The sequence below is a fragment of the Kaistella montana genome, from assembly GCF_024436175.1.
In the GTDB taxonomy this organism is placed as follows: Bacteria; Bacteroidota; Bacteroidia; order Flavobacteriales; family Weeksellaceae; genus Kaistella; species Kaistella montana.
Map to the genome: position 1 here is coordinate 17850 of NZ_JANFQP010000002.1, position 24540 is coordinate 42389.

Below are 24540 nucleotides of genomic sequence, written 5' to 3' on the forward strand. Positions count from 1 at the left end.
CCTTGAACGTTAACATCAGAAACACAGGACGATACGATTTCATCCTTCATCACGGTGTTGTTTACACAATATTACGAACTTTTAAGAGAAAAATCAATACTTTTAAGCCAAAGAAAAGATTTTATTAAAAAAGCGTTCTATTCTTTCCCAATCCTCAGCAGTAAGATTGGATCCGGAAGGAAGGCAAAGCCCCGTGTTAAAACACTGCTCAGCAAAATTGGCGCCAAAATAAGGTGCTTCTGCAAAAACAGGTTGAAGGTGCATCGGTTTCCAAATCGGACGGGTTTCAATATTTTCTTCCTGAGCCAAAAGTCGAATCTGATCTGCTGAGAGTTTGCTGTATTCACTCACCGTTACCACACTCAACCAATGGTTGGAAAAAAAATCTTCATTGGGCTCCAGGTGAAGGGTAAAATGAGGTTGGTTCGCAAATAATTTTTGGTAACGGGCGTTGTTGGCTCTTCGCTGAGCCACCCGATCAGCCAAAACCTCCATTTGACCTCTGCCGATGCCTGCACAAATATTGCTCATGCGGTAGTTATAACCAATATGGGTGTGTTCATAATGAGGAGCATCGTCTTTCGCTTGGGTAGAGAGGAATACCGCTTGTTTCTTATAGGCAGGATCCTTCAAAACCAACGCTCCCCCACCGGAAGTCGTGATAATTTTATTCCCATTGAAACTCAATACGGAGAAATCGCCGAAAGTTCCACACTTTTGGTTTTTATAGGTGCTTCCCAATGCTTCCGCGCTGTCTTCGATGACCGGGATGTCGTATTTTTCGGAAAGCGCCCGTATCTCGTCAACTTGATAAGACATGCCATAGAGGGCAACCGCAATAATGGCTTTGGGTTTTTTACCTTGTTCAATTCCGTAAAGAATAGCTTCTTCCACCGCATCAGGACATAGGTTCCAAGTTTCTTTTTCACTATCGACAAAGAGCGGTGTAGCTCCCATATAAGCAATCGGATTCGCAGAAGCAGAAAAGGTGAGCGACTGGCAAATGACATAATCACCAGGCTCTACCCCCAGCATAATCAAAGACAAATGCAGCGCTGCAGTTCCTGAACTCAGTACCGCAACATGAACCTCTTCATCAAGAAAAGCAGTCAAATCAGCTTCTAACCCATCCACATTCATCCCAGACGGGGCTACCCAGTTGGCATCAAAAGTTTGCTGAATATAGTGCATTTCTTTACCTCCCATATGAGGAGAAGACAAAGAAATCATAGGCTGTTTCATTGATCTCTATTTTTTTTTATTCACCAAATTTTACTACCATCACATTATTCTATAGTACATCTTGGATGATAACGGCGCCTTCGAAAATAAATAGATTTTTAGAGAAAAGACAAAAAGAGAACATTCTATCAATTTTAAATTCATATATAATATAATAAGTACCATGTAAATATATAAAAAATTCAATCAGAATTCAAGAACCGAGATGCAAGATGCAAGATTCAAGAGCCATGATGATAGATTTTAGTTGATGGTTGAGAGTTGAGAGTTGAGAGTTGAGAGTTGATGGTTGTCCGTTGGCATTTGATCCGCAAAGTCCGCGAGAGCCGAATCCTCAATTACGCAATAAGCAGTACGCTTTACGCTTTATGCCTTTGGGAGAATACAAATTATAATCCGCTCAATCTCCAAAATCAGCGAGAGTCTCCATACGCAATAAGCATTATGCTTTACACTTTATGCCTATGAGTGAATACAAATTAGAATCAGCAAAATCCAATAAATCCGCGAGAGACGAATCCTCAAAACCTCAATCACTCAAAAACTCAACCTTCTAACTTTCTAACCTCTTAACCTTCTAACCTTCTAACCTTCTAACCTCAATCACTCCCATTTTCAAATTACCCCATTTTCAAATTCCCAAATTGCATTCCTCCCTCCTCCATCCTCCATCTTCCCTCCTCCCTCTCCCAAAAAAATCACCCGACTACCGAACTCCTTACGAAAAACTTCCAATTACTTTTCCAATCTTTGGTGAACAAAACACCACCCATGAAAACAAAAATACACCGACTTTGCATCTACCCTAAAGACATCCAGCGAATCACAGGAAGAAGCGAACGATACTCCAGAGACCTCATACTCAGAATCAAAAAACAACTCAACAAAGCAAATCACCAGCCCCTCACCGTCCATGAATTCTGCTACTACATGGGCATCCCCTACGAATCCATCCAAGACCTCATCATCGACTAACCCTTTTTCTAAAGAAGAAAAAAGAGAAAAGAGAAAAGAAAAAAGAGGAAAGAAGAAAGACTAATGACATCACCTATTCCTACTTCCTTCTTCCTACTTCATCCTCCATACTTCCTCCATCCTTCATCCTCAATCCTTCATCCTCCATCCTTCATCCTCCATCCTCCCTTCCCCTCCCGACCTAGGAGATTTTTGCGTTAAGAAGACAACATATTTCCATCTCTTTGTGAAATTCTCAAGTCGATAAACAATAGTATAAACAAAAATGTTTACATTTGTACAATGATTAAGCAATTTGAGAAATACAGAGGGATTCATCCAGGGATCGTACTTGATAGAGAATTAAAAAAACGGGCTATCAAACAACGTCCTTTTGCTTTGTCTTTAGAGGAACACCCTCAAACATTTAATGCAATTACCAAAGGCAAAAGAGGCATTAGCACCGCATTGGCATTGAAAATAGAGCGCGAACTCGGATTGAAAGAAGGTACTTTGGTGATCTTGCAGGCTTATTATGATATCAAAAAAATTAAAGAAAAAGAAACCAAAAAAATACCTGATCTGAATATCCTGAGTAAGGCTTTGTTTTGGGATACAGATATTCAACACATCGATTGGAAGCGACAATACAGGGCAGTTATTCAACGTGTTTTTGAACGTGGAAACGAAAACGATAAAAAAGAAATTACTCACTTCTATGGCACTGAAAAAGTAAAACAAGCTTTGGAAGAGTCCAATATCAGAAGTCCATATACCATATACAGATCCAATAAAACTACAGATTAGTGATGATGTATTATAATACCGTCAATGACCTTTTGAAAAATACATTGATGACTATAATGAAGTCGTCTGTGTTTGAATCTTTTCGTTTAGTGGGCGGTACAGCATTGAGTCTTCAATTAGGACATCGTTTATCTGTCGATATAGATATGTTCAGCGATGAACCATATGGATCTATTGATTTTAAAGCTGTTGATGAATTTATCGAGAAAACATTCCCATATCACCATCATTTTTCAAATCTTGATCCGGCTATGGGCAAATCTTATAGTGTGGGCACAGATAAGGATAATGTAGTCAAATTAGACGTGTTTTATACTGATGCTTTTATACAATCTCCTTTGATTGAGGATGAAATAAGAATGGCTACTACAGAAGAAATCATTGCGATGAAGATCGATGTAGTACAACGTATAGGTCGCAAAAAAGATTTTTGGGATATGCATGAATTGCTACTGCAATACGATCTTTCTTCCATGCTTTCTCTCCACCAACAGCGTTATCCTTATTCGCATGATGAAGAACTTATAATGAATAACCTTACCAATTTTGATCTTGCAGAAGATGATTTTGATCCAATCTGTTTGAGAGGTAAATATTGGTAATTTATTAAAGAAGATATTGTTGATGTGGTAGACGCATATAAGCCCTAATCCATATTTCCGCAAAAAATTTCTTTGGCTCCCCACTGCCAATCCCTGAATAGTGTTGACTTGTTTTTATATCAATATGTTCATTCTTGTTGTAGAATGTGGCTGTTAAAAGGTTAGATAGAGTCGAGATTCAAGAGTCAAGATTTTAGTTTTTAGATGGGGTAAGCGGTCAGCTTTAAGCTTTAAGCAATAAGCCGTACGCAATAAGCCTACTTATTGGAAGTTGAGAGGTTAGAAGGAGTCGAGAACCGAGATTCAAGATTTTAGATGGGGTCAGCTTTAAGCAATAAGCAGTACGCTTTACGCTTACTAGGTAATGGGGATTAGGGATTATATCTGCTCAATCTACGGGAGACTCATTTTCAAATGCCCACATTTCCAGATTAAATTACTCAAGAAGTCTTTTTTCTTTCCTCTTTCTTCTAAATTAAATCTGCGGGAGCATCATTTTCAAATTACCTCATTTCCAAATTATCAAATTCTTTCGCCCTCCATCCTCCATCCTCCATCCTCCACCCTTCCTACTCCCTACTCCCCACTCCCTCTACTTAAACCCTTCCATCACTTCCTCCAACGTTACTTTTCCGAAGTAGGAAACCAGGTCTTGTTGGGAAAGTAGGGCTTCCAAGGCGTGGACTTCATGCTTCTGTCCGATGAGTTGGGCTTCGAGATCTTCGATGGGTTGGGAGGCAAAGAAGTCTCCGAAAATCTTAGCTTTTTCAATGGTTCCTTTCACCACATCGAGGTGGACTTCAATAAATCCAGCCGGAACTTTAATGGCTTTTTGGAAATTATAGTTGGGCGAAAACCCGAAATTCCAATCCCAGGTTTCGTATTTTTCTTGCATCAGTTGTTGGATGCCTTCAATATCTTCGGGGGTGAGTTCGTAACGTTCCGCACCGGGATTGTTGGCGATGATTTCCTCGGTAAGCAGGTTTTTCAACTCCTCGGTAGTGGTCCCTTCGGGAAGATAGGAAATCAGGTTGGTAACGCGCGAACGGTTGCTTTTCGTGGCTTTGTCGATGAACTTTAGCGGATTGGTTTTCAGAGCCTGACCTAAAACCTCCATTTCAGAGTTCAGTAAAATAGTGCCATGCTGAATCATTTTTCCCTGTTTGGCGAGCTTGGCGTTGCCGCTGAACTTTTTGCCATCCACCAACAAATCGTTACGTCCCTGAAGCATTGCCGGAACACCAAGCCGATTCAACAATGCGAGGACGGGTTGGGTAAATTGTGAAAAATCCCCAAAATCATGATCGGCCAGCAGGGTATGGAAAGAAAAGTTGAGGTTACCCAAATCGTGGTACACCGCACCACCTCCCGACATTCTTCTCACCACTTTAATCTCCTTTTCCTGAACATAATCCAGATTAATCTCTGCCAAGGTATTCTGAAACTTGCCCACGATAATCGAAGGGGCATTAACATACAGCAGGAACAAATCCTCATGAGGAAAACGCCGAAGCAGATATTCTTCCGAAGCGATGTTGAAATAAGCATTATTTGAAGGAGAGTCGATAATGAGCATGGGATGAATATTTTGTGCAAAAATAGGGAATTTGGGGAAAAGAGGGAAGATGGATGATGAAGGATGGTAAAGAATTGGTAATTTGAAAATGAGGCTCTCGATGATTTTGCAGATTTAATTTAGAGGAAAGAAGCAAGAATCGAGAATCAACATAATAGATAAAAGTTAGAAAGTTAGGAGGTTAGAAGGTTAGAACCTAGATGATAGACAAAGGTTAGCTTTATGCAATACACCGTAAGCTTTAAGCTCTCGCAGATTTTGCAGATTCAGCAGTTTTCTAATTCCATTCCCTAGTCCTCATAGGCGTAAAGCATATAGCGTACTGCCTAAAGCTTAAAGCTGATCTTGGCTCTTTCCTCACTCAAAGAGACCACCCCGTCATTCAGGCTCGCCGGAATGCCACCCCTCCAAAGGAGGGGAATATACTCGTGGTCTTAGGAGATGAAAGGATGAGTTGTTATAGATTTGAGATGCCAGATATCAGACAATAGACTTTATGAAGTTGGCGCCTATTGCGTACTGCTTATTGCATCAACCTCATTTTCAAATTATCAAACTCCATACTCCCTACTCCATACTTCCTCCTGCTAGTCGTTCCCAAACAAATCTCTCGTATACACCTTATCTTCTACATCGGCGAGTTCCGGGGCTTTTCGGTTGGAGATGATGATGTCGCATTCTTTTTTGAAGGCTTCCAGATCTTTGGTAACGCGGGAACCGAAGAAAGTTTCTTCTTGCAGTACCGGTTCGTAAACGACCACTTCTATCCCTTTGGCTTTGATTCTTTTCATCACGCCTTGGATGGCAGAGGCGCGGAAATTGTCAGAACCGGATTTCATAATTAAACGGTAAACCCCCACCTTTTTAGGATTTTTGGCTAAAATAGATTCTGCGATAAAATCCTTACGGGTACGATTGGCATCTACAATGGCTTGGATGATATTGTTGGGCACCGAGTCATAGTTCGCCAAGAGTTGTTTGGTATCTTTCGGAAGGCAATAGCCGCCATAGCCAAAAGATGGATTGTTGTAATGCGAACCAATACGCGGATCTAAACCTACGCCTTCGATAATCTGGCGACTGTCGAGGTCATGGATTTGCGCATAGCTGTCGAGTTCGTTGAAATACGCCACCCTTAAAGCGAGATAAGTATTGGAAAACAATTTAATCGCCTCCGCCTCGGTGGAGTGGGTAAACAAAGTAGGAATATCTTTTTTAATCGCACCTTCTTTGAGGAGTTCCGCAAAAACTGTTGCTCTTTCGCTTTGTTCGCCAATGATGATTCGAGATGGATAAAGGTTGTCGTACAAAGCTTTTCCTTCTCTTAGAAATTCGGGAGAAAAGATGATGTTATTGAACTCCAGTTTCTTTTTCAGACCTTCGGTAAATCCAACAGGAACGGTCGATTTAATGATCACCACCGCTTCTGGTCGGTATTTTTTAACGTCATGAATCACCATCTCAACACTGCTCGTGTTGAAATAATTGGTCTTCGGATCATAATCGGTTGGCGTTGCCACGATGACATAGTCTGCATTTTGGTAGGCCTCATGTTGATCGGTGGTTGCCTTAAAGTTGAGGCTTTTATTCTGTAAAAAATCACTGATTTCATGATCTTCAATCGGCGAAACCTGAGCATTCAGCATCGCAACTTTTTCAGGGACAATATCCAACGCCACCACCTCATGGTGTTGCGCCAATAAAAGGGCGTTGGAAAGTCCAACATATCCGGTTCCTACAATGGCTATTTTCATAATTATAATTTTGCATCCGCATGGGGCAGGATGCCTTTCACATCATACACCAATGCTTGCTCTTTTTTATAGAGATTAAGGTTAAGGCTTAAAAATTCTTGGTGGGCAACTCCGAGAATGATGGCGTCATACTTTGAGATGGAAGAAGATCCCTCAATTTGCTCGGTAAAACCCGGGAGCTGGTTGAGACATTCTAGACCATACTCTTGTTGTACTTCTTTGGGGTTCGCCCAAGGATCGTAGATAGTGACCATCATGCCATATTCTTTTAAAGCTGCGACTACATCTACTATTTTGCTATTGCGAATATCGCTACAGTTTTCTTTAAAGGTAATACCAAGCATCAAAGCTTCCGCATCTTTTATAGGCAGATCTCTTTTAATCATTTCCTTAATGACCTGGCTTGCAATAAAAGCAGCCATTGAATCATTCACCCTTCTAGCACTCAAAATCAGTTCAGAATAATGCCCAAAATCTTCTGCCTTTTGGGCTAAGTAAAAGGGATCTACCCCAATACAGTGCCCTCCCACCAATCCAGGTTTAAAAGGCAAAAAATTCCATTTCGTTCCTGCTGCTTCCAATACTTCTTGGGTACTCAAATCCATCAGGGAGAATATCTTCGCCAATTCATTCACAAAAGCGATATTGATGTCCCGTTGTGCATTTTCGATCACTTTGGATGCTTCGGCAACTTTAATGCTGGAAGCGAGGTGGGTCCCGGCAGCAATGACACTCCGATACAACTCATCTACCAGTTGTCCGATCTCTGGCGTCGAACCCGAGGTGACTTTTACAATAGTATCAATGGCTCTTTCCTTGTCTCCGGGATTAATTCGCTCTGGCGAATAACCACAAAAGAAATCCTCATTAAACTTCAATCCCGAAGTTTTTTCCAACACCGGTACGCCTACTTCTTCAGTTACCCCCGGATATACCGTCGATTCATAAATCACAACATCTCCATTCTTCAATAACTCGCCAACCATCTCTGATGCCCTATACAAAAGTTCAAGATTCGGACGGTGATCCCGATCCACCGGTGTAGGTACTGTGATGATATAGATATTCGCTTCTGCAAGATCATCAAGTTGGTCAGTACAGTACAGTCCGGTTAGGGGAGGATGGGGTGCTGGAGCATTGGAGTCAGCAGTTGCTGAGGCTCTCGAAGCCAGTGGATTCTCTGTAACCAGCACTGATTTCAACAAGTCTTCATCCAATTCTAAAGTTGCATCGTTACCAACTCTAAGTTCAGCGATTCGTTGTTGATTGATATCAAAACCCACCACCGCATATTGGGTAGCAAAAAGCCGCGCAAGAGGAAGTCCTACATAGCCTAATCCTATAATAGCAATTTGATGGTTCATGAATTATCCTTATCAGCTCGATAAGCCGCCGCTTTTATTCATATTTATGAATCACAAAGATAGCGATATATTTGAAATATTGGTTTGGTGGATTGGAAAGCAATGCGCTTTATGCGATACGCTGTACGCCGTACGCAATATGCAATATGCAGTACGCTTATGAGTGAATACAAATTGGAATCCGCGAGAGCATCAATTACGCAATAATCATTACGCTATACGCCTATGAGTGAATACAAACTAAAATCTGCACTATCTCCAAAATCTGCGAGAGCCGCCATTACGCAATATGCAGTACGCTTTATGCCTTTGAGTTATTAGAAATCAAATCTGGACACTATCCAATAAATCTGCGACCCCTCATTTTCAAATCATCAAATTCCAAAATCCTCCTCACAGAAAGCATAAAGCGTACAGCCTATTGCCTACAGCAGCACTCAAAAACTCACCCACAACCCTCTAACCTCTTAACCTTCTAACTTTTTAACCTCTTAACCTCTTAACCTCTCAAACCCAATCCCTCATTATCAAATTCCCAAATTGCCTCCTTCATCCTCCATCCTCCTTACTTCATCCTCCATCCTCCATCAATTCTTCATAAACGATTCAATCGTCTTCTTCATCCCCTCTTCAGCGCTAACAGGCAACGAATCAATATGCAATGCCTGCTTGATTTTCTGGTTGGAGACGATATAATTTTCAGTGAGTTTTTTAAGTCTTTCAGAATTAAGGGGAAGCTTCAAATAATCCCCTATTTTTGCCACGAACGAAATCAAATGTTGGGGAATTTTCAACAACCTTTCCTTTTTTCCCGAAGTATTAGCGATAATTTTCACCAGTTCATTCGTTGACAAAGCCTTATCGTCAGCAAAATTATAAATTCCAGATGCCATATTTTGATCAGAAACAATGCGTTCGATCAAAAAATTAAGATTATCAATACTCAAGAACGATCTGTTGTTTTCAAAATCTGCTAAAGGCCATGGAATGCCTTTTTCTACCACTTTATAGAGCAAGTTGAGATTTCCCTTGTTTCCCGGACCGTGAATCATACAAGGGCGAATAATGAAAAGCCGCTTATTTTCAGACAAATCCTTGGAGAGCAAATAATTTTCAGCTTCTAATTTAGATTTGCCGTAAGGCGTTTGTGGATTGGAATGGTGATTTTCATCTAAATCTCCTTCAAGAGTATCTGCGGTGGCCTTTACGCTGCTGAAATAAATAAAATCCCTAATCTCAGAATTTAAAAATTCGTCAAAAAGTTGGATCGTTAAATCTCTGTTGATTTTGAAATACTCATCTTCCGATGAAGCATTTGCAGTATCATGGGCTTTTCCTGCGAGATGAATCACTACATCCGCATTTTTATTTAAAATCCAATCGGGATTTCTCAAGGAAAGTTTTTCAACAATGTTTTCCATATCTTCCAAATATTTAGAAAGATTGGAGCCTACGAAGCCTGTTGTGCCGGTGATGATAATGTTCATTTATTTGCTTTCAATATTTGTTCTAAGTTGGTAATACACTCGCTCATCCTAAAATTTTCCTCATAGAACTTTCTAGAATTTCTCCCCATTTTTTCTAATTCTGACTTTGGTGTTTTGGATGCTTCTAAAATCGTTTTCGCCAAACCTTGATAATCACCTGCATCTACGGAAAATCCGCATTTTGCCTCTGCGATATTGTCCGCCCCTTCACCATTTAGCATAGTAATGATGGGTTTTGATGCACTCATATATGCCTGGACTTTTGCAGGAACGGTAAGGTTAAAAATGGGGTCGTCTTTCAGTGTCACCAACATCACATCCGCCTTGTCGAAAAAGCTTGCCATGACCTCAACCGGAAATCTACCTGCAATATGCACAGTTCCATGCAATTGATTTTCTTCGATAAAATCTTTTACAAATGGCATTTTTCTCCCATCACCAACCAAAATAAATTTGATGTTGCTATATTCTTTGAGCTCTGCAACAGCTTTCATAATATTATCTAAATCCTGAGCCTCGCCAATATTTCCAGCAAACATCACGCGGAAACCTTCCGGAAGATTGGGGATGGGATATGTTTTATCTCCCTCGGAGATAGAATCTTCCGCCCAGTTTGGAAAATAGGTAATCTTGGAATCAAAATCGCCTTTCTCATTAATAGATTTCCTAAAGCCCTTTGAGGTGATGAGAATTTTTGCAGAGTGATGATAAAAATTGGTAACTACGTTTTCATAATACTTTAAAATCCACTTATTTTTCACACCACCTGCGATGGCGAGACTCTCCGGCCACAAATCCATCACCCAAAAATACACCGGCGTTTGCCATATTTTTTTTAGTAAAAGTGCAGGGTAAAATTGGGTAATTGGCGACGGCTCATGCACAATCACGGCGTCATATTTATTTTTAAAACCAAGAAAAAAAGCCTTCACGGAGGCAAAAAAGGCGAAACTATAATAGTTTAGAAAAAGCCTAAGACCCCCACCATTTCCACGTGGCAATAATAAAGACCGAATAACTTTTACATTTTGTATTGTTTCTTTCCTTTTATTAAAAAACCCGTAACCCTCAAATATCTTTCCTTCGGGATAGTTGGGAATGCCTGTAAGCACGGTGACATCGTAGCCACGCTTCGCCAATTCAAAAGACAAATCGTTGCTTTTAAAATTTTCGGGGAAATAATATTGGGTTACTATTAAAATTTTCATTTTTTATTTTTTACTCCAAACCACACGGTTCACATAATCAGTATAAGAAATAATAATTCTCACCACTTTCTCCGACACATTAGGCATCGAATAATCAGCTACAGGACGGAAATTTCTCTCTGGACCTACTTTCTGTTGCAAAACTTGAGTTAGACCTTGTAAGATCCGTTCCGGTGATAAGCCTACCATCATCACGCTCGCTTCTTCCATAGCCTCTGGTCTTTCATGGGCTTGACGAATATTTAATGCTCTGAAATTCAATATAGAGGATTCTTCCGAAATCGTTCCGGAATCCGACAATACTGCATATGCTCTTTTTTGCAATGCATTATAATCATGAAAACCGAGGGGTTTCAAAAACTGTATTTCAGGACGCATCTCAATCTGCATCTTATCCATCATGTTCTTCGTACGAGGATGGGTGGAAACAATAATCGGATATTGGTATTTTTCAGCAATGGCATTTAAGGAAGCCATTAACCCACGGAAGTTCTTTTCAGAATTGATATTTTCTTCCCTATGAGAAGACACAACAAAGAATTTTCCTTCCTCTAGATTCAATTTTTCCAAAACATGGGAAGCTTCAATTTGTGGTAAATAATGGTTCAATACCTCAAACATGGGCGAACCGGTTTTAATGATTCTGTCCGCAGGAAGTCCTTCTCTCAAGAGATATTCTCTTGCAATATCACTATAAGTAAGGTTAACATCCGCAGTGTGGTCTACAATTTTACGGTTGGTTTCTTCAGGAACCCTTTGGTCGAAACAACGGTTTCCTGCTTCCATGTGGAAGATAGGGATTTGTCTTTTTTTAGCAGGAATCGCGCAAAGGCAGGAATTGGTATCCCCCAAAACAAGGAATGCATCCGGCTTCAATTCTTCCAGAAGAGGGTCTATTTTTATCAATATGTTTCCTACGGTCTCTGTGGCTGTTTTTCCAGCTGCCTCCAAAAAATAATCCGGCTTTCTCAATCCGAGATCTTCAAAGAAAATTTGGTTCAATTCATAATCATAATTCTGTCCGGTATGAACGATAATATGCTCTACTGCCTCGGAATTATCAAGCGCAGTTAAAACTCTAGATAAGCGTATGATTTCAGGACGGGTTCCCACAACCGTCATTACTTTTAGTTTGGTGATTGGTGATTGGGGGTTAGTTATTGGTGATTGGTTACTTGTCATTTGTTAATTATTTTGCTTTCAGCAGTCAGCCATTAGCTGATTGCTTTATCGTATTATTTTAATTTATTGATTAATCTTGCTAGCATTTTTTTTATTTCAACTATTTGAGGATTCAAAATAACATAATTGCTTTCAGTGATGAAAGATAATTCAAAGGATAAAAATACAAGATATTCCACTTCACTTGCTGATCCAAACGACATTTGTATAAATCTTTTAAAATCAGCATCACTTCCTCTTCCGCATCCTTCTGCTATATTGGTTGGAATTGAAACACTCGCTCTTCTCAGTTGGGAAGTTACTCCATATATTTCTTCTTTTGGAAAAGATTCTGTAATAAGATATATTTCCTTAACCAAATGATGGGCTTTGCTCCAAACCTGTAATTGCCTAAAATCTTTCATCACTTTTAATTTTATTTTGCAACGATTTACTTCCGAAAATCATCCCACAACACTTATTTATAACCGCTGACCACTGACCACTGACCGCTGATAGCGGACCACTGACCGCTCCCCCAACTAAACCTCCTCAAAATAAGTATCCGCATCCGCAGGATCATAAGCCTCATTGATCCAAAAAATAGTAAACAGTTCCTCCTCGCCAATGTTTTTGATGTTGTGGGTGTACCAGATGGGCATATCCACATAAGCAGGTTCATTTCCATCAAGGTAGAAATCTAAAACCTTATCAGTTCCGATTTTTCTCAGCTGGATTAAGGCTTTGCCTTTGATTACCGCAAACCTTTCGATTTTCCGGGTGTGGTAATGGTTTCCACGCGTAATTCCCGGAACGGTGGTAGAAAAGGAGCACTGCCCACCGATTCCCAATCTGATGACTTCTACAAATGCCCCTCTAGGGTCAGTGTGCTGGGTGAATTTTACCGGGTAATGGTTTTTAATATCAAAATAGCAACGGAAGGTGTTGAAAAGATTGTAATCGAAAGCGGTTTTTAGTTCAGGGATTTCGCCGCCTTCAAAGTATTTGGCTTTATAATCGTTCAGTTTTTCTAAAACTTCAGATACCTTGTTGACGGAAGTATGTGGAATTACCAATTCTTCTTTGGTCTCCCCACTACGAATTTCATCAATAATAGTCTTTACCAATTCATTTATATAAATCAGTTTCACTTCACCATCATTGTCAATGGTTGGTGTCTCGCCGTGGGTTAGTTTATGGCAAAAGGTTGCGATGAAGGAGTTGTAATTCGGTTGTCCGAACGGCCCGAAAACATTTGGGATAATCATTCCTGTAAATTTCCCACCGTTTTCTTTAGCCCATTTTGCCAGGATTTCACGGCCTTCCTTTTTGGATTTCCCATAGAGGTTGTCGCGCTCTTCCTGTGAGGAAGAAGAAAACAGCACATGCGCCTTGGAGCTTGTTCTCTCCAATGATGCTGCAAGTCTTTGTGCCAAATCCACATTCGTCTGGTAGATCACTTCCTGGCTCTCGTGGCGGTTCATGGCGGCAAGATGCACGATGACATCGCATTGCTTTACAAAATGATCCAGAGCTTCCGGTGATTCAAAAAAGTCTTTCTGAAAATCTACCCTTTCAAACTCCTCCGGGAATAACCCTAAAGTGTTATATAAATGTTGTCCAACAAAACCATTTTGTCCGGTGATTCCTATTTTTTTTAAAGATTGAAGGTGGGTCATTGGGGATTAGTAATTTGTTATTTGTTATTGGGGATTTGAAATTTTAGCGGTCAGCTATCAGCATTTAGCGGTCAGCTATCAGCTTACAGCTGTCAGTATTTAGCTTCACTTTTATTATATTATACTAGCTTCTTTGCATATTGTAGGACGAGTTTTCAGTCGTCAGCAGTCAGCGTTCAGCTTTCATTTTGATTATATTATACTAGCTTCTTTGCATATTGTAGGACGAGTTTTCAGTCGTCAGCAGTCAGCGTTCAGCTTTATTACATTATATTAGTCATTTAGTGATTTTAGACCTGATCGCTAAATGCTGATCGCTGATAGCCGACCACCGACTGCTGATCGCTTACCACTGAAAGCTGACCGCTGACCGCTGAAAGCTGACCGCTGACCACTGATCGCTGATAGCCGACTGCTGACCGCTGATCGCCGACCGCTCCCCCTCCTTTCCATCTATTCTATTCTTATCTTTCATTAAAATAATCCAAGTTATATCTATATTCATCATTAATCTCACCCAATAGATAATCCGCCAAAACCAATAATTTACTATCCTCAGCTGTCGCTTTAATAGCTGTAATGCAACCTGAAGGCACATGCAGGTAGGTCAGTTCCCCCTCTTTTAAATGATATTTTTGAGCTTCTAAATCTTTAGAAGGCGATTCAAAATCATCAACCTGAATTACAGAAATTTCAAAACCTCCCTTCATACAGGCGGACCATCTTTGTTCAACCTTATGCCCCTGCCACCCACGGATAAAATCTGTCGAATGGTTTTCTATTGTATAAATCCGTTTTACAACAGAAGCATCAAAATCATTATTGTAAGTGATGACACCTCTTTCGTCCTGGTGTTTTTTTCCGGGAATTTGTGGTTGGTTATTGGTCATTGGTTAACTTTGTTGATCGATTAGCGGGTCGGCTTTCAGCGATTAGCATTCAGGTATCAGCTTTCGGTGTTTAGCTCTCTCCTTTACTAGTATTACACTTACTTCCTTTTGATTTCAGCACTCATCGCTAACTACTGACCGCTGATAGCTGACCGCCAACCCCCTACCGCTCCCCTTCTAATATGGATACTGCATCACATCCTCCCCAAACACTTCTTTTCTGATCAAAGGTAACGTGGAAATAAGTTTTTTCAGGCCTTCCACTCCTTGTTGTTCGGTGTTGTGAGAATGGTAATCTTCAATCTTCGATACATCTTCTTCTCCTTCCGAGAAGTATTTGGCATAGTTGAGGTCACGGTTATCTGCCGGTACCCTGTAGAAATCGCCCATATCCTCAGCTTTTATCATTTCTTCTCTGGTACAAAGCGTTTCGTACAATTTTTCACCGTGGCGAGTACCTATGATTTTCACAGGAACTTCTTTCCCTGTCAACTCAATAAGGGCTTTTGCAAGATCACCAATGCTTCCTGCTGGAGCTTTGTTCACAAAAAGGTCTCCTGGGTTTCCATTTTCGAATGCGAACAAAACGAGATCTACTGCATCTTCTAATGACATGAAAAATCTCGACATATTGGGATCTGTAATGGTAATAGGCTCTCCTTTTTGGATTTGGTTGAGAAACAAGGGGATTACCGATCCTCTCGATGCCATTACATTTCCATATCGGGTAAGGCAAACGACGGTATCCGTAAGGTTTCGTGCTTCTGCTACGGCTACCTTTTCCATCATAGCCTTGGAAATACCCATGGCGTTGATTGGATAAGCTGCTTTATCGGTAGACAAACAGATTACTTTTTGTACTTTATTGGAAGCTGCAGCACGAATCACATTTTGGGTTCCTTCTACATTGGTTTTCACAGCTTGCATCGGAAAGAACTCACAAGAAGGCACTTGTTTCAAGGCAGCTGCATGGAAAATATAATCGACTCCACGAGTGGCAGGTTCTACTGAGCTGTAATCCCTTACATCCCCGATATAGTATTTGATTTTATCATTCTTATACAAATTACGCATATCATCCTGTTTTTTCTCGTCACGAGAAAAAATACGAATCTCTTTGAAATGGTCGGTATGCAAAAATCGGTTCAGAACAGCAGTTCCGAATGAACCGGTACCGCCGGTGATGAGGAGAGTTTTATTTTGAATTTTCATTATGGTTTTATTTTAAGGATTTTACGAATTCCCACGTCATACTAATACCGTGTTTAAGGTTAACTTTAGGTTTAAAATTCAATATCTTTTCAGCTTTCTCTATATCAAGACAAAAATGTTGAACATCAAATTTATTTGTTGGATAATAATTGACTAAAAGGTCTTTTTCTGTAACCTCCTTGATCGTATTGATAATTTTATTAAGTGAAATTGTAGTTCCACTACCTATATTAAAAATTTGGGATGTTTGTTCAGATATTGAAGCTTCATATATTGACTCTGCAAGATCTTCTATAAAAACATAATCTTTCGATATTTCTCCATCACCCCAAACCTCTATACTCTCATTTCTTAAAACTTTTCCTAAAAAAACCGAAATAACACCTTGATTTCCAAAAGGATTCTGTCTCGGCCCATAAGGATTTGATGGTCTAATAATATTGTATTCTATGCCATAATTTGAAGAAAAATAAGCCAAATATTTTTCTATTGCAAGCTTTGTAATTCCATAGGATGATATAGGATTTGTTTGAGAATTTTCAGTAATTGGTATTACTTCGGCTTCGCCATAAATGGCACCACCACTTGATAAATATACTATTCTCTTAATATTTTGTTCACAAGCAATTCTAAATATTTTTACTGAATTAATTAAATTGGATTCAATATCAAATTCAATATTATTATTCGAAGTGAACGGCACAGTTGTACTAACACAATGTATGAGTATATCTTTTTCTGCAAAAGTTTCTTTTATTAAAGTATGATCATCAATATTTCCGTAAACGTAGTTAACATTTGACAACGAATCTCTAAATTTTTCTGTTCCCCTATCAAAAATAGTGACTTCATGACCCTTTTCGATTAATATATCTACAATATAAGAACCTATAAATCCATTTCCTCCAAGTATAATATATTTCATACCTTAATATATAAAATCAGGTTTCAAATCTTTATTAATCATCCAATTGTAAAGCAAAATAGTTTTTTTTGAAATCTCATTCCATAAATATTTATCAATGACTAATTTTTTTGCATTTTCTCCATATTCGAATAGTTGATGATCATTTAAGGCAATCATCCGCAACAAAGATTGTTTTATTGCATCCTTATTAATATCTACCCAATATCCGCATTTATTTTCATTTAGGTCTTTCCAACTTGAGGATTTTGTTGTTATTACAGGGAGCCCATATGCTAAGGCATCTACAACGACCATTGGAGATCCTTCAGAATAAGATGGTAAAATAAAAAAATCGGCTGCATCAAAAGCATTAAACTTGTCTTTCCCATATTGAGGTTCTATTATGAAAATTTTATTTTCTAAATTTAATTCTTTGACTATTTTTTCAACTTCTAATTGATAATTAAACTCGTCATTCCCTACAATAACCAAAATCCAATCATCAAAATGTTCTTTTAGCTCAGCAATTGCTGGCAAAAGCATATCCAAACCCTTTTTGGGAGTTATTCTCGACAGATAAAGTAAGATTTTTTTATCACTGGGTAATTGATAATTCGATTTGAACGCTTCTCCGTCTCCTTTCTCAAGCATAATTGTTGTACCTACCCCATTGTCTATATATGCAATAGGATTTTCTAGCCCAATTCTTTTGTAATCTTCAATTTCATATTCTGATGTAGCATGTAGAACAGAAACTTTATTTAAGTTATTGCGTTCAAATAAGGCTAAAGCAATTTCTTTTTTAAATTTAGATTTTTTTAAAGCAAATTCAGATAAGGTTCCATGCGCCGCAATACATGTTTTTGCTCCATTTTTATTTAATAAAGAAGTTACCAATGATTTTGAAGTCCATAAGCTATGTTGATGGACTATGTCAAAACTTTTATTCCTTAATGCTTCCCTTAACTCACTGCTTGAGATTTTAAGAAGAGGGATATTGGGCGGAAATCCTAATAACCTTTCTTGCGGGAAATCATATAATTGTGAGGCCCAAACAATATCATCTTTAGTATCTGAACTCCAGACATAAACATCTTCTCCTAATTCAAACTGTGCTTTGGCTATTCCCATGCTTATACTACCTAAACCATAAGATTCTTTACCAAAAGATGAGACTGTATGTAAAATTTTCATTTATTATATTTTAGTGAACAGGTAATTATTATTAACCCCTATCCTAAATGTTTTTATTTAAATTATAAAAATTGGTAGATTCTTTAAGTAATTTCAAAGAAAAAAAATAAGAATACCATTCTAAATATTTAACTTTTATAATTTTGTCGCTTTCTATTTGCATAATTAATTGCATCTTCAAAACCGTTAACCATGATATCTATGGTTCTTTTATTAAAATAAAAATCCTGCGCATTCCTACTTAATCTTCTGCTATAAGCAGTTTCTTCACTTATTTTTTTCATAATAGTTGCCAACGATTCGGTTTCTCCATCATATAAAATCCCGGTCTCTTCATGAATTACATTGAATATTTCTCCGCCTGTTATTGCATTTTCTGCAGTTACAAAAGGTACTCCGTATGCCATGCTGTTAAGAATGGTTAAGCCTGCTTGTCCGGGCGAAATACACGCAACGGCATTCTTATATAATCCTTTTAAAATATCCTGATCATTTATTTGACCTTTTAGTATTATTGCATCTTCAAATCCTTTTTTCTGAATCCATTCCTGTACATTATTTTTTTCTTCTCCTTCACCCACAATGATAAGTGGTAAAACATTTGCTGATGTCCTTAAATAAAGTTCATATGCAGCCAGAAGCTCATAAATTTTTTTCTGCTCATACAAAGTTCCAACAAAGATAAAATGCTTTTTATTTTCTGGTATTTCAATTCTCTCTTTAACAAGTACGGTGTTGTGAGCTACAAAGAGTTTTTCTCTATCAAAACCTTTTGCAATGTACTTCTTCACTGGATAATTTGAATAGAATAATAAGGCATCAGCATTACGCATCAGCCAGAATCGAAGGATGTCTGCCGTCGACGCTGAATCAAATCCTTTACTATAGGAAGCCCCTACTCCTATACCCCAATAAATTAAACCAAAATTTCTCTTTCTGAAACCTAAAAGCATATTGGGTAGCACTCTTATCTCACCAAGCGATATCACGACATCATATTGGGATGATAACTTATAAATATTTTCTGTAAAAAATTTTAAGCCTCTAAAAAATATTGGATTTAACAAAACTTGCTTAAAGTTAAGATCTGCATCATCTAATAGTTGATCAGCATAATGGGCAATAGTTAAATCAAATCGTTCGGCTAACCTGATGTATACGGGCAATCGGTAATGAGGTATATAGTTCACCAACATTAAAACTTTTATTTTTTGCATTATGATCTATCAATAAAGTTTCTATACCACAATTCAACACAAATCAACCGGAAAACTACTCTCTCAGAGTTGTTCCTAGTTCCAACAGAATCAATAAGGACTGCCAGCTTCTCCATATTATAAAGGTTTCTGGATTTTGATTTGTCATTCAGTAAAAGTTCTCTGATTAAATTTTTGTTAGCCCTAAAGAAAGCATCAATTGGAGACGGAAAGCCCAATTTTTTATAATCATTATAAATATGAGGTGGCAAAACATCCTTTAGTGATTCTCTAAGGATATGTTTGCCTTTACCATCATTAATGAGGTAATCGCTTGGTAAAGTAAAACAGAAATCCACAAGTCTATAATCCATAAATGGCAGTCTGCTTTCTAAGCTGTATGCCATCGAGAGGGCGTCGCCATAATGTAGTAGGTTAACCAAAGTGGTTTGATGCGATTCTTCCAGATACTGTGTTAAAAATGAATTAGATTTGATTTCAGCTCTATCCGGATATTTATAGTATTTTAAATTACCATCAAAAACATCCTCATATTTCAGAACATATCGCCTTAATGCCTCTCTTAACCATGAAGGGGAAAAAATTCTAAGCGACAATACAGCAACGCTTTTGATCCCATAATTATGATGGATAAGTTTTGCTTGTTGTATAAGTTTTCTGATTTTTAGCCTTTTTAAGTTTTCAACGAAAAAAGGTCCTGAAGCTGAGGTAATATAGCCGGCCATTAATTCATCTGCTCCTTGTCCCTCTAGTATTACCGTCACTTTTTCTTTTGATTTTTCATAAACTTTCCAAAGAGGAAAAACGGAAGGCGAAAGATGCCCTGATTCTAAATGATAAACTATCTTATTCAGGATATTTAAATATTGATCCCCATAATCAATCTCTATTGGATTGCCTTGGAGTGATAAGTGTTTATTTGTCTTTTCAGCATTTACATACTCATCATCCTTAAAACCAGGAAAATGCGCGGTAAATGTATCGTGAGACCCATTGAAAAACGTTCTCAATGCCGAAACTATGCTCGAGGAGTCTAATCCTCCCGACAAGGTAGTCCCCACCGCAACATCACTTCTCATCCTGATCTTTACTGCATCAAAAAAAATATTTTGAAAGTTAGTCTTAGCTTCCTCAAATGAAATTTTTTGAATTTTGGTAGGATAATGGTAATATTTATAAATATTAATCTTTTTATTTTCAATTACAAGGTTATGACCAGGCATTAATCGTTTTATATTTTCAAACCATGTTTCTTCTATTTCCCCACAAATACCTTCCCTGCAGAATAAACCAATGGAGTTATAATTGGGTCTTCTAAAACCTTCATCATATTCAAGAATAGCCTTTATTTCAGAACTGAAAATAAAAATATTTTCGTCAAGATAATAGTTAAAGGGTTTGACGCCAAACCGATCCCGAGAACAGAATAATTTTTCTGTTTTGGTATTGAATATAGCAAAGGACCACATTCCATTGAACCTATTTACACAGTTTTCACCCCATTTGTCGTATGCATTAACCAATACTTCAGTATCACTACGCGTATTGAACGTGTATCCCAATTCAATTAATTCTGCTCTTATTTCAATGTAGTTGTAAATTTCTCCATTAAATACAATCCTGTAATCAGCAATTTCCATGGGTTGATTACCATCCTCTGTTAAATCAATAATTGCTAATCTGGTATGAGCTAAAGCAACAGAACCATCATTATACAAAATATTTTTTTGAAAGTCTGGCCCACGGTGATGTAGCATTCGCAACCCATTATCAATACTTTGCCTTGCTATTTTCTTATTCTTATTGAACGAATATGCTCCTAAAATACCACACATTTTTTTTGAAAATTATTTGTTAGTTGAATTGAGATAATCTTTATGCTTTCAAACAAAGATAAGAAATTCAGATTATCCATATTTTTTTCACCTTGGTGAAACCATTTTTCTTTGATGCTGAAAACTGGCAATATAAGTGAAAGTAAAAACCAAAAGAACATTGATCAACTGTTCATAATATAATGCTCCTGATGTAACACATATTACTATCTGCTGTATTAATATTAAACTAATCCATGAAGTGGGGTTCTTAAAATGTGTGTTTAGATATGAAACTTTAATGGACTTCAATAAAACATAGAGCAACGCACATCCACCTAAAACTCCCAAACCCATCAAGGCATCCATAATAATATTATGAGAATTTACAAAGCCATTAGTCCTTATTAAGGCAAACTGTGACCCTAATAAAGGGCTCTCCGCAAATGAATCAAATGCTTCATAAAATAACAATTCCCTCCCGCTTGTGTCTCCCCCATCTACTGTTGCCCTCATTCGCAATTCTATTATGGGAGAAATCTTTCCCATCAAATGCAAAATTTTGTCAGAAAAAACAACAATAAAAAGTATTAAAAGTAAGGTAATTATTATTGACTGTATTACGTATTTGCCTCTGGCAAAAACCCAAAAAAGCAATACGATTAATAATGCAACGATGGGACTTCTGCTACCAGCCTTTAATAAAGTAAAAACAGATAGTGCTATTATAAAAAGATAAAATATTTTTTTTTTATAACCTCCTTTTTTCCTTTGTAACATAAATAATGAAAGTATCACTCCCATAGCTCCGATGTGACCAAATGTAATGGTATTAACTGCTATAGAAGCACCAACCCTGTCTGCAACTTCTCCTGGATTCAAAATTTGGCTATCAATATTAAATAATGCAGTTACTAATATTAAAGATACGCCTCCTATGATCCAAGACAATGCTAAATCTGTATTGATAAAGTAAAAACTTTTCTGTATGGCATACATGGGCAGCAAGCATATGCAGAAAATATAAAGCCATAACTGACTAACATCACTTAATAAAACATCTGATCGCAAATTTACATCATAATAAACCCTTGCAATGAAAAACATCCAAAATACCCAAAAAATATTTAATGCCAGAACCTTCTGTACACCTTTAACTTTATAATTGAGTAATAAAACCATAATTGCAATGACTAAAGCCAGTGCCCTATATGGAACTGTAACCATACGAGATATACCTTCTATATCAGCAGTCGCAGGAAGAAATAGACTCGCGGCTAACGGATAGCCTACAAAGCACAAAACGAAGTTAGTTGTGCTGAGGTAAACATTTATTCGTGATGAAGACTTCAAAATTTTGAAATTAAGAGTTTTATAAAATTCTTGACTAGGGCTACATATCTAACTTTAAAGCGAAATAGTAAATTGTAGTTAATGGCAAACAATGCTTTTTTTAAAATATAAGGACATTCCTTGAAAAATTCACGACTGTCCTTAATTTCTATGGAAATTTCATGTAAAAGTTTTTTATAAATATCTTGATACTGAGCGTAAGAGTCAGAAATTACAATATGTTCCAGAATACTTAGACGGACTTTTACACGTTCTCCTGGCAAATGCTGAATAAGTTCTGTATAATTTTTTTTAATGATCGTCGCTAAGGAATCCACTGCATCAATTGCAGCCAAATGTTTTGGGGTAAATACGCTCCTTTCAGTACTTCCCATTCTTAAATTCCAATTATACAAACTCTTTCCCACATATACAGCTGTTTTCACATTCACAAAAATAAGGGGCAACACGAATGCATCTTCTGCAACTCTTAAGGAAGGAAACCTAACATTTTCAAATAGTACTTTACTATAAAGTTTATTGCACGGGCCACTGGAAATTAAGGGGGTTAATATATAAGTTTCCATGAGCGAAAATTTGCTGAAAACTCTTTTGGGAGTAGTGTGTAAATTGGTGGGTGCTAGTTTTATATTTCGAAATACTTTGTATCCACAAATAGCTAATTCGGCATTATGGTTAACGCAATTATGGTATAGTACCTCATACATATCAGGCTCAATATAATCATCACTGTCAACAAATCCTATATACTCACCCTTTGCGTAATCTAGACCATAGTTCCTAGCTGTACCTTGGCCTCCATTTTCCTTTCGCAGCAACACTACTCTATTGTCTGTTGCAGCAAACGATTGAGATATCAAATAACTTTGATCGGTCGAACCATCATCAATTAAAATCAGTTCAAAATCGAAAAATCTTTGATTTAATATACTAGAAATACATTTTTTAAGATATAATTCTGCATTATAGTAGGGTACGATGATTGAGATTTTGGGATTAGTCATTGAAATAGCTATCTAAAATTTTAAATTGGTTATCCTTGTCTTCCAGATATTGTTGTACATTAAAATGATTTGCTAATATCTCATCAAAAGCAACATCTACATTAGTGCTTACAAGCGTTTCAATATCTTTATAACTGCCTGTAAAATTCATATCATCCAAAACATTTACTAATTTTCTACTGTAAGAGATAGGATATGTGTTAATGCCATAAATTAAACCCAATATCATACCATGAAATCTGGAAGTAACCACATACGAATTGGTCGAAAAATGGTGTAAAAATTGATCAATTTTTCTGCCTTCATAATTAATAATGTCTATATTTTCTTTAGAAATTGCAAGAGAATATATTTCTTCCATTGCTTTTTCATCACCTTCAGATTTACAAAAGGCATACATTGTAACTTCATAACCATGATCTGAAAACTTGCTGATGAGCTGGGAGAGAAAGAGGTTATAAATAGTAGAAAACTCTTTTAATGCAGGTCTCCTAGTTAAAGATATCGGCACAACTCCTACTTTTTTTGGATCCTTTTTAACATGTTCATTTATAATATTGAAAACTACATCCGGAGCAAGTCGTACAGTTGAAATATCCGGAAATAAACCATATGAATATGCATCGCGAAAACAAACATCAGTACTTGATGAAAATATCTTCCTGAAGAATTCTAAATATTCTTTGTTCCGGTATGGTCCAAAGTTTCCTCCTATAATAAACTTTGGTTTCTTTTTAAAAACGTCATAAACAATGTTGTAAAAGCTTTTTTTCAAATACTCACTCTTTCCTTCCATAAAAAGAGATCCTCCTATTACGAGAAATGCAGAAAAAGAAGGTTCCATTTTCTTAAATATATTTTTCAGTCTCTTCAGATAGATGAAAAAGGCTATTTTCGAGCTGAAGTAATTGGATACCGCAAAATTAATTCTTCCCAGTTTCGGAAGTCCTATAATATGGGCGTTCTCATAACTTTCCAAAAATTCGTACCGATCAGTTTCGTGCAGGAAGTAGAACTGAACATGGGGGTACCTTTCAAGCAGGATCTTCGCAAAAAGATCATCACCTAAATTATCGGCTAAATAGATATGTACTAAAACTTTCATTTTTTATTAT

20 protein-coding genes are annotated in these 24540 nt (G+C 37.5%); 2 read left to right on the plus strand and 18 right to left on the minus strand.

Translation table 11 applies throughout. The features are described 5' to 3' along the window. Nucleotides 1–102: 102 nt before the first annotated feature. Complete coding sequence (locus NOV28_RS06255; protein WP_255928759.1) at nucleotides 103–1242, minus strand: DegT/DnrJ/EryC1/StrS family aminotransferase; 1140 nt, start codon at nucleotides 1240–1242, stop codon at nucleotides 103–105. Nucleotides 1243–2499: 1257 nt separating this feature from the next. Here NOV28_RS06255 and NOV28_RS06265 point away from each other — a divergent pair. Continuing rightward, the gene (locus NOV28_RS06265) at nucleotides 2500–3003 is read left to right on the plus strand and encodes a helix-turn-helix transcriptional regulator (RefSeq protein ID WP_255928763.1); all 504 of its coding nucleotides are present in this window, start codon (nucleotides 2500–2502) and stop codon (nucleotides 3001–3003) included. A 56-nt stretch (nucleotides 3004–3059) separates the two neighbouring features. After that, a complete protein-coding gene (locus NOV28_RS06270; RefSeq protein ID WP_255928765.1) occupies nucleotides 3060–3605 on the plus strand; it encodes a nucleotidyl transferase AbiEii/AbiGii toxin family protein in 546 nt (181 codons plus the stop codon). A gap of 592 nt (nucleotides 3606–4197) precedes the next feature. On the opposite strand, the gene lplA is transcribed toward NOV28_RS06270, so the two are convergent. The 17 genes from lplA to NOV28_RS06355 all read right to left on the minus strand — a co-directional run bounded on the left by lplA (nucleotide 4198) and on the right by NOV28_RS06355 (nucleotide 24530). Beyond that, nucleotides 4198–5181 (minus strand): lipoate--protein ligase, encoded by a 984-nt coding sequence (gene lplA, locus NOV28_RS06275; protein WP_255928767.1) that lies wholly within the window; start codon nucleotides 5179–5181, stop codon nucleotides 4198–4200. A 587-nt stretch (nucleotides 5182–5768) separates the two neighbouring features. Further along, nucleotides 5769–6935 carry a nucleotide sugar dehydrogenase gene (locus tag NOV28_RS06280; RefSeq protein ID WP_255928769.1) on the minus strand — a complete coding sequence of 389 codons (1167 nt, stop codon included), beginning with the start codon at nucleotides 6933–6935 and terminating at the stop codon, nucleotides 5769–5771. A gap of 2 nt (nucleotides 6936–6937) precedes the next feature. Next, nucleotides 6938–8299 carry a nucleotide sugar dehydrogenase gene (locus NOV28_RS06285; RefSeq protein WP_255928771.1) on the minus strand — a complete coding sequence of 454 codons (1362 nt, stop codon included), beginning with the start codon at nucleotides 8297–8299 and terminating at the stop codon, nucleotides 6938–6940. A gap of 587 nt (nucleotides 8300–8886) precedes the next feature. Next, nucleotides 8887–9786, minus strand: a complete 900-nt coding sequence (locus NOV28_RS06290; protein WP_255928773.1) for an NAD-dependent epimerase/dehydratase family protein — start codon at nucleotides 9784–9786, stop codon at nucleotides 8887–8889. After that, complete coding sequence (locus tag NOV28_RS06295) at nucleotides 9783–10994, minus strand: glycosyltransferase family 4 protein (RefSeq protein WP_255928775.1); 1212 nt, start codon at nucleotides 10992–10994, stop codon at nucleotides 9783–9785. Before NOV28_RS06295 ends, NOV28_RS06290 begins: the two co-directional genes overlap by 4 nt. 3 nt (nucleotides 10995–10997) lie before the next feature. Beyond that, the gene (gene wecB / locus NOV28_RS06300) at nucleotides 10998–12134 is read right to left on the minus strand and encodes a non-hydrolyzing UDP-N-acetylglucosamine 2-epimerase (protein WP_255930373.1); all 1137 of its coding nucleotides are present in this window, start codon (nucleotides 12132–12134) and stop codon (nucleotides 10998–11000) included. 95 nt (nucleotides 12135–12229) lie between these two features. Next, nucleotides 12230–12580: a four helix bundle protein gene (locus NOV28_RS06305; RefSeq protein ID WP_255928777.1), complete on the minus strand. Its 351-nt coding sequence runs from the start codon at nucleotides 12578–12580 to the stop codon at nucleotides 12230–12232. A gap of 117 nt (nucleotides 12581–12697) precedes the next feature. Further along, a complete protein-coding gene (locus tag NOV28_RS06310; protein ID WP_255928779.1) occupies nucleotides 12698–13834 on the minus strand; it encodes a polysaccharide biosynthesis C-terminal domain-containing protein in 1137 nt (378 codons plus the stop codon). Between the two features lie 464 nt (nucleotides 13835–14298). Next, nucleotides 14299–14724, minus strand: coding sequence for a WxcM-like domain-containing protein (locus NOV28_RS06315; protein WP_255928781.1), 426 nt, complete (start codon nucleotides 14722–14724; stop codon nucleotides 14299–14301). Between the two features lie 177 nt (nucleotides 14725–14901). Then, complete coding sequence (locus NOV28_RS06320; RefSeq protein WP_255928783.1) at nucleotides 14902–15936, minus strand: polysaccharide biosynthesis protein; 1035 nt, start codon at nucleotides 15934–15936, stop codon at nucleotides 14902–14904. A 7-nt stretch (nucleotides 15937–15943) separates the two neighbouring features. After that, entirely contained in the window at nucleotides 15944–16861 is a 918-nt protein-coding gene (locus NOV28_RS06325; protein ID WP_255928785.1) for an NAD-dependent epimerase/dehydratase family protein, read from the minus strand. A 3-nt stretch (nucleotides 16862–16864) separates the two neighbouring features. After that, a complete protein-coding gene (locus NOV28_RS06330; RefSeq protein ID WP_255928787.1) occupies nucleotides 16865–18037 on the minus strand; it encodes a glycosyltransferase in 1173 nt (390 codons plus the stop codon). Nucleotides 18038–18165: 128 nt separating this feature from the next. Then, nucleotides 18166–19254, minus strand: a complete 1089-nt coding sequence (locus tag NOV28_RS06335; protein ID WP_255928789.1) for a glycosyltransferase family 4 protein — start codon at nucleotides 19252–19254, stop codon at nucleotides 18166–18168. Next, the gene (gene asnB / locus NOV28_RS06340; protein WP_255928791.1) at nucleotides 19254–21089 is read right to left on the minus strand and encodes an asparagine synthase (glutamine-hydrolyzing); all 1836 of its coding nucleotides are present in this window, start codon (nucleotides 21087–21089) and stop codon (nucleotides 19254–19256) included. Before asnB ends, NOV28_RS06335 begins: the two co-directional genes overlap by 1 nt. A gap of 87 nt (nucleotides 21090–21176) precedes the next feature. After that, complete coding sequence (locus NOV28_RS06345; protein WP_255928793.1) at nucleotides 21177–22295, minus strand: O-antigen ligase family protein; 1119 nt, start codon at nucleotides 22293–22295, stop codon at nucleotides 21177–21179. A 122-nt stretch (nucleotides 22296–22417) separates the two neighbouring features. Further along, nucleotides 22418–23425, minus strand: a complete 1008-nt coding sequence (locus tag NOV28_RS06350) for a glycosyltransferase family 2 protein (RefSeq protein WP_255928795.1) — start codon at nucleotides 23423–23425, stop codon at nucleotides 22418–22420. Continuing rightward, nucleotides 23418–24530 carry a polysaccharide pyruvyl transferase family protein gene (locus NOV28_RS06355; RefSeq protein WP_255928797.1) on the minus strand — a complete coding sequence of 371 codons (1113 nt, stop codon included), beginning with the start codon at nucleotides 24528–24530 and terminating at the stop codon, nucleotides 23418–23420. The genes NOV28_RS06350 and NOV28_RS06355 overlap by 8 nt, the downstream gene beginning before the upstream one ends. Nucleotides 24531–24540: the final 10 nt, after the last annotated feature.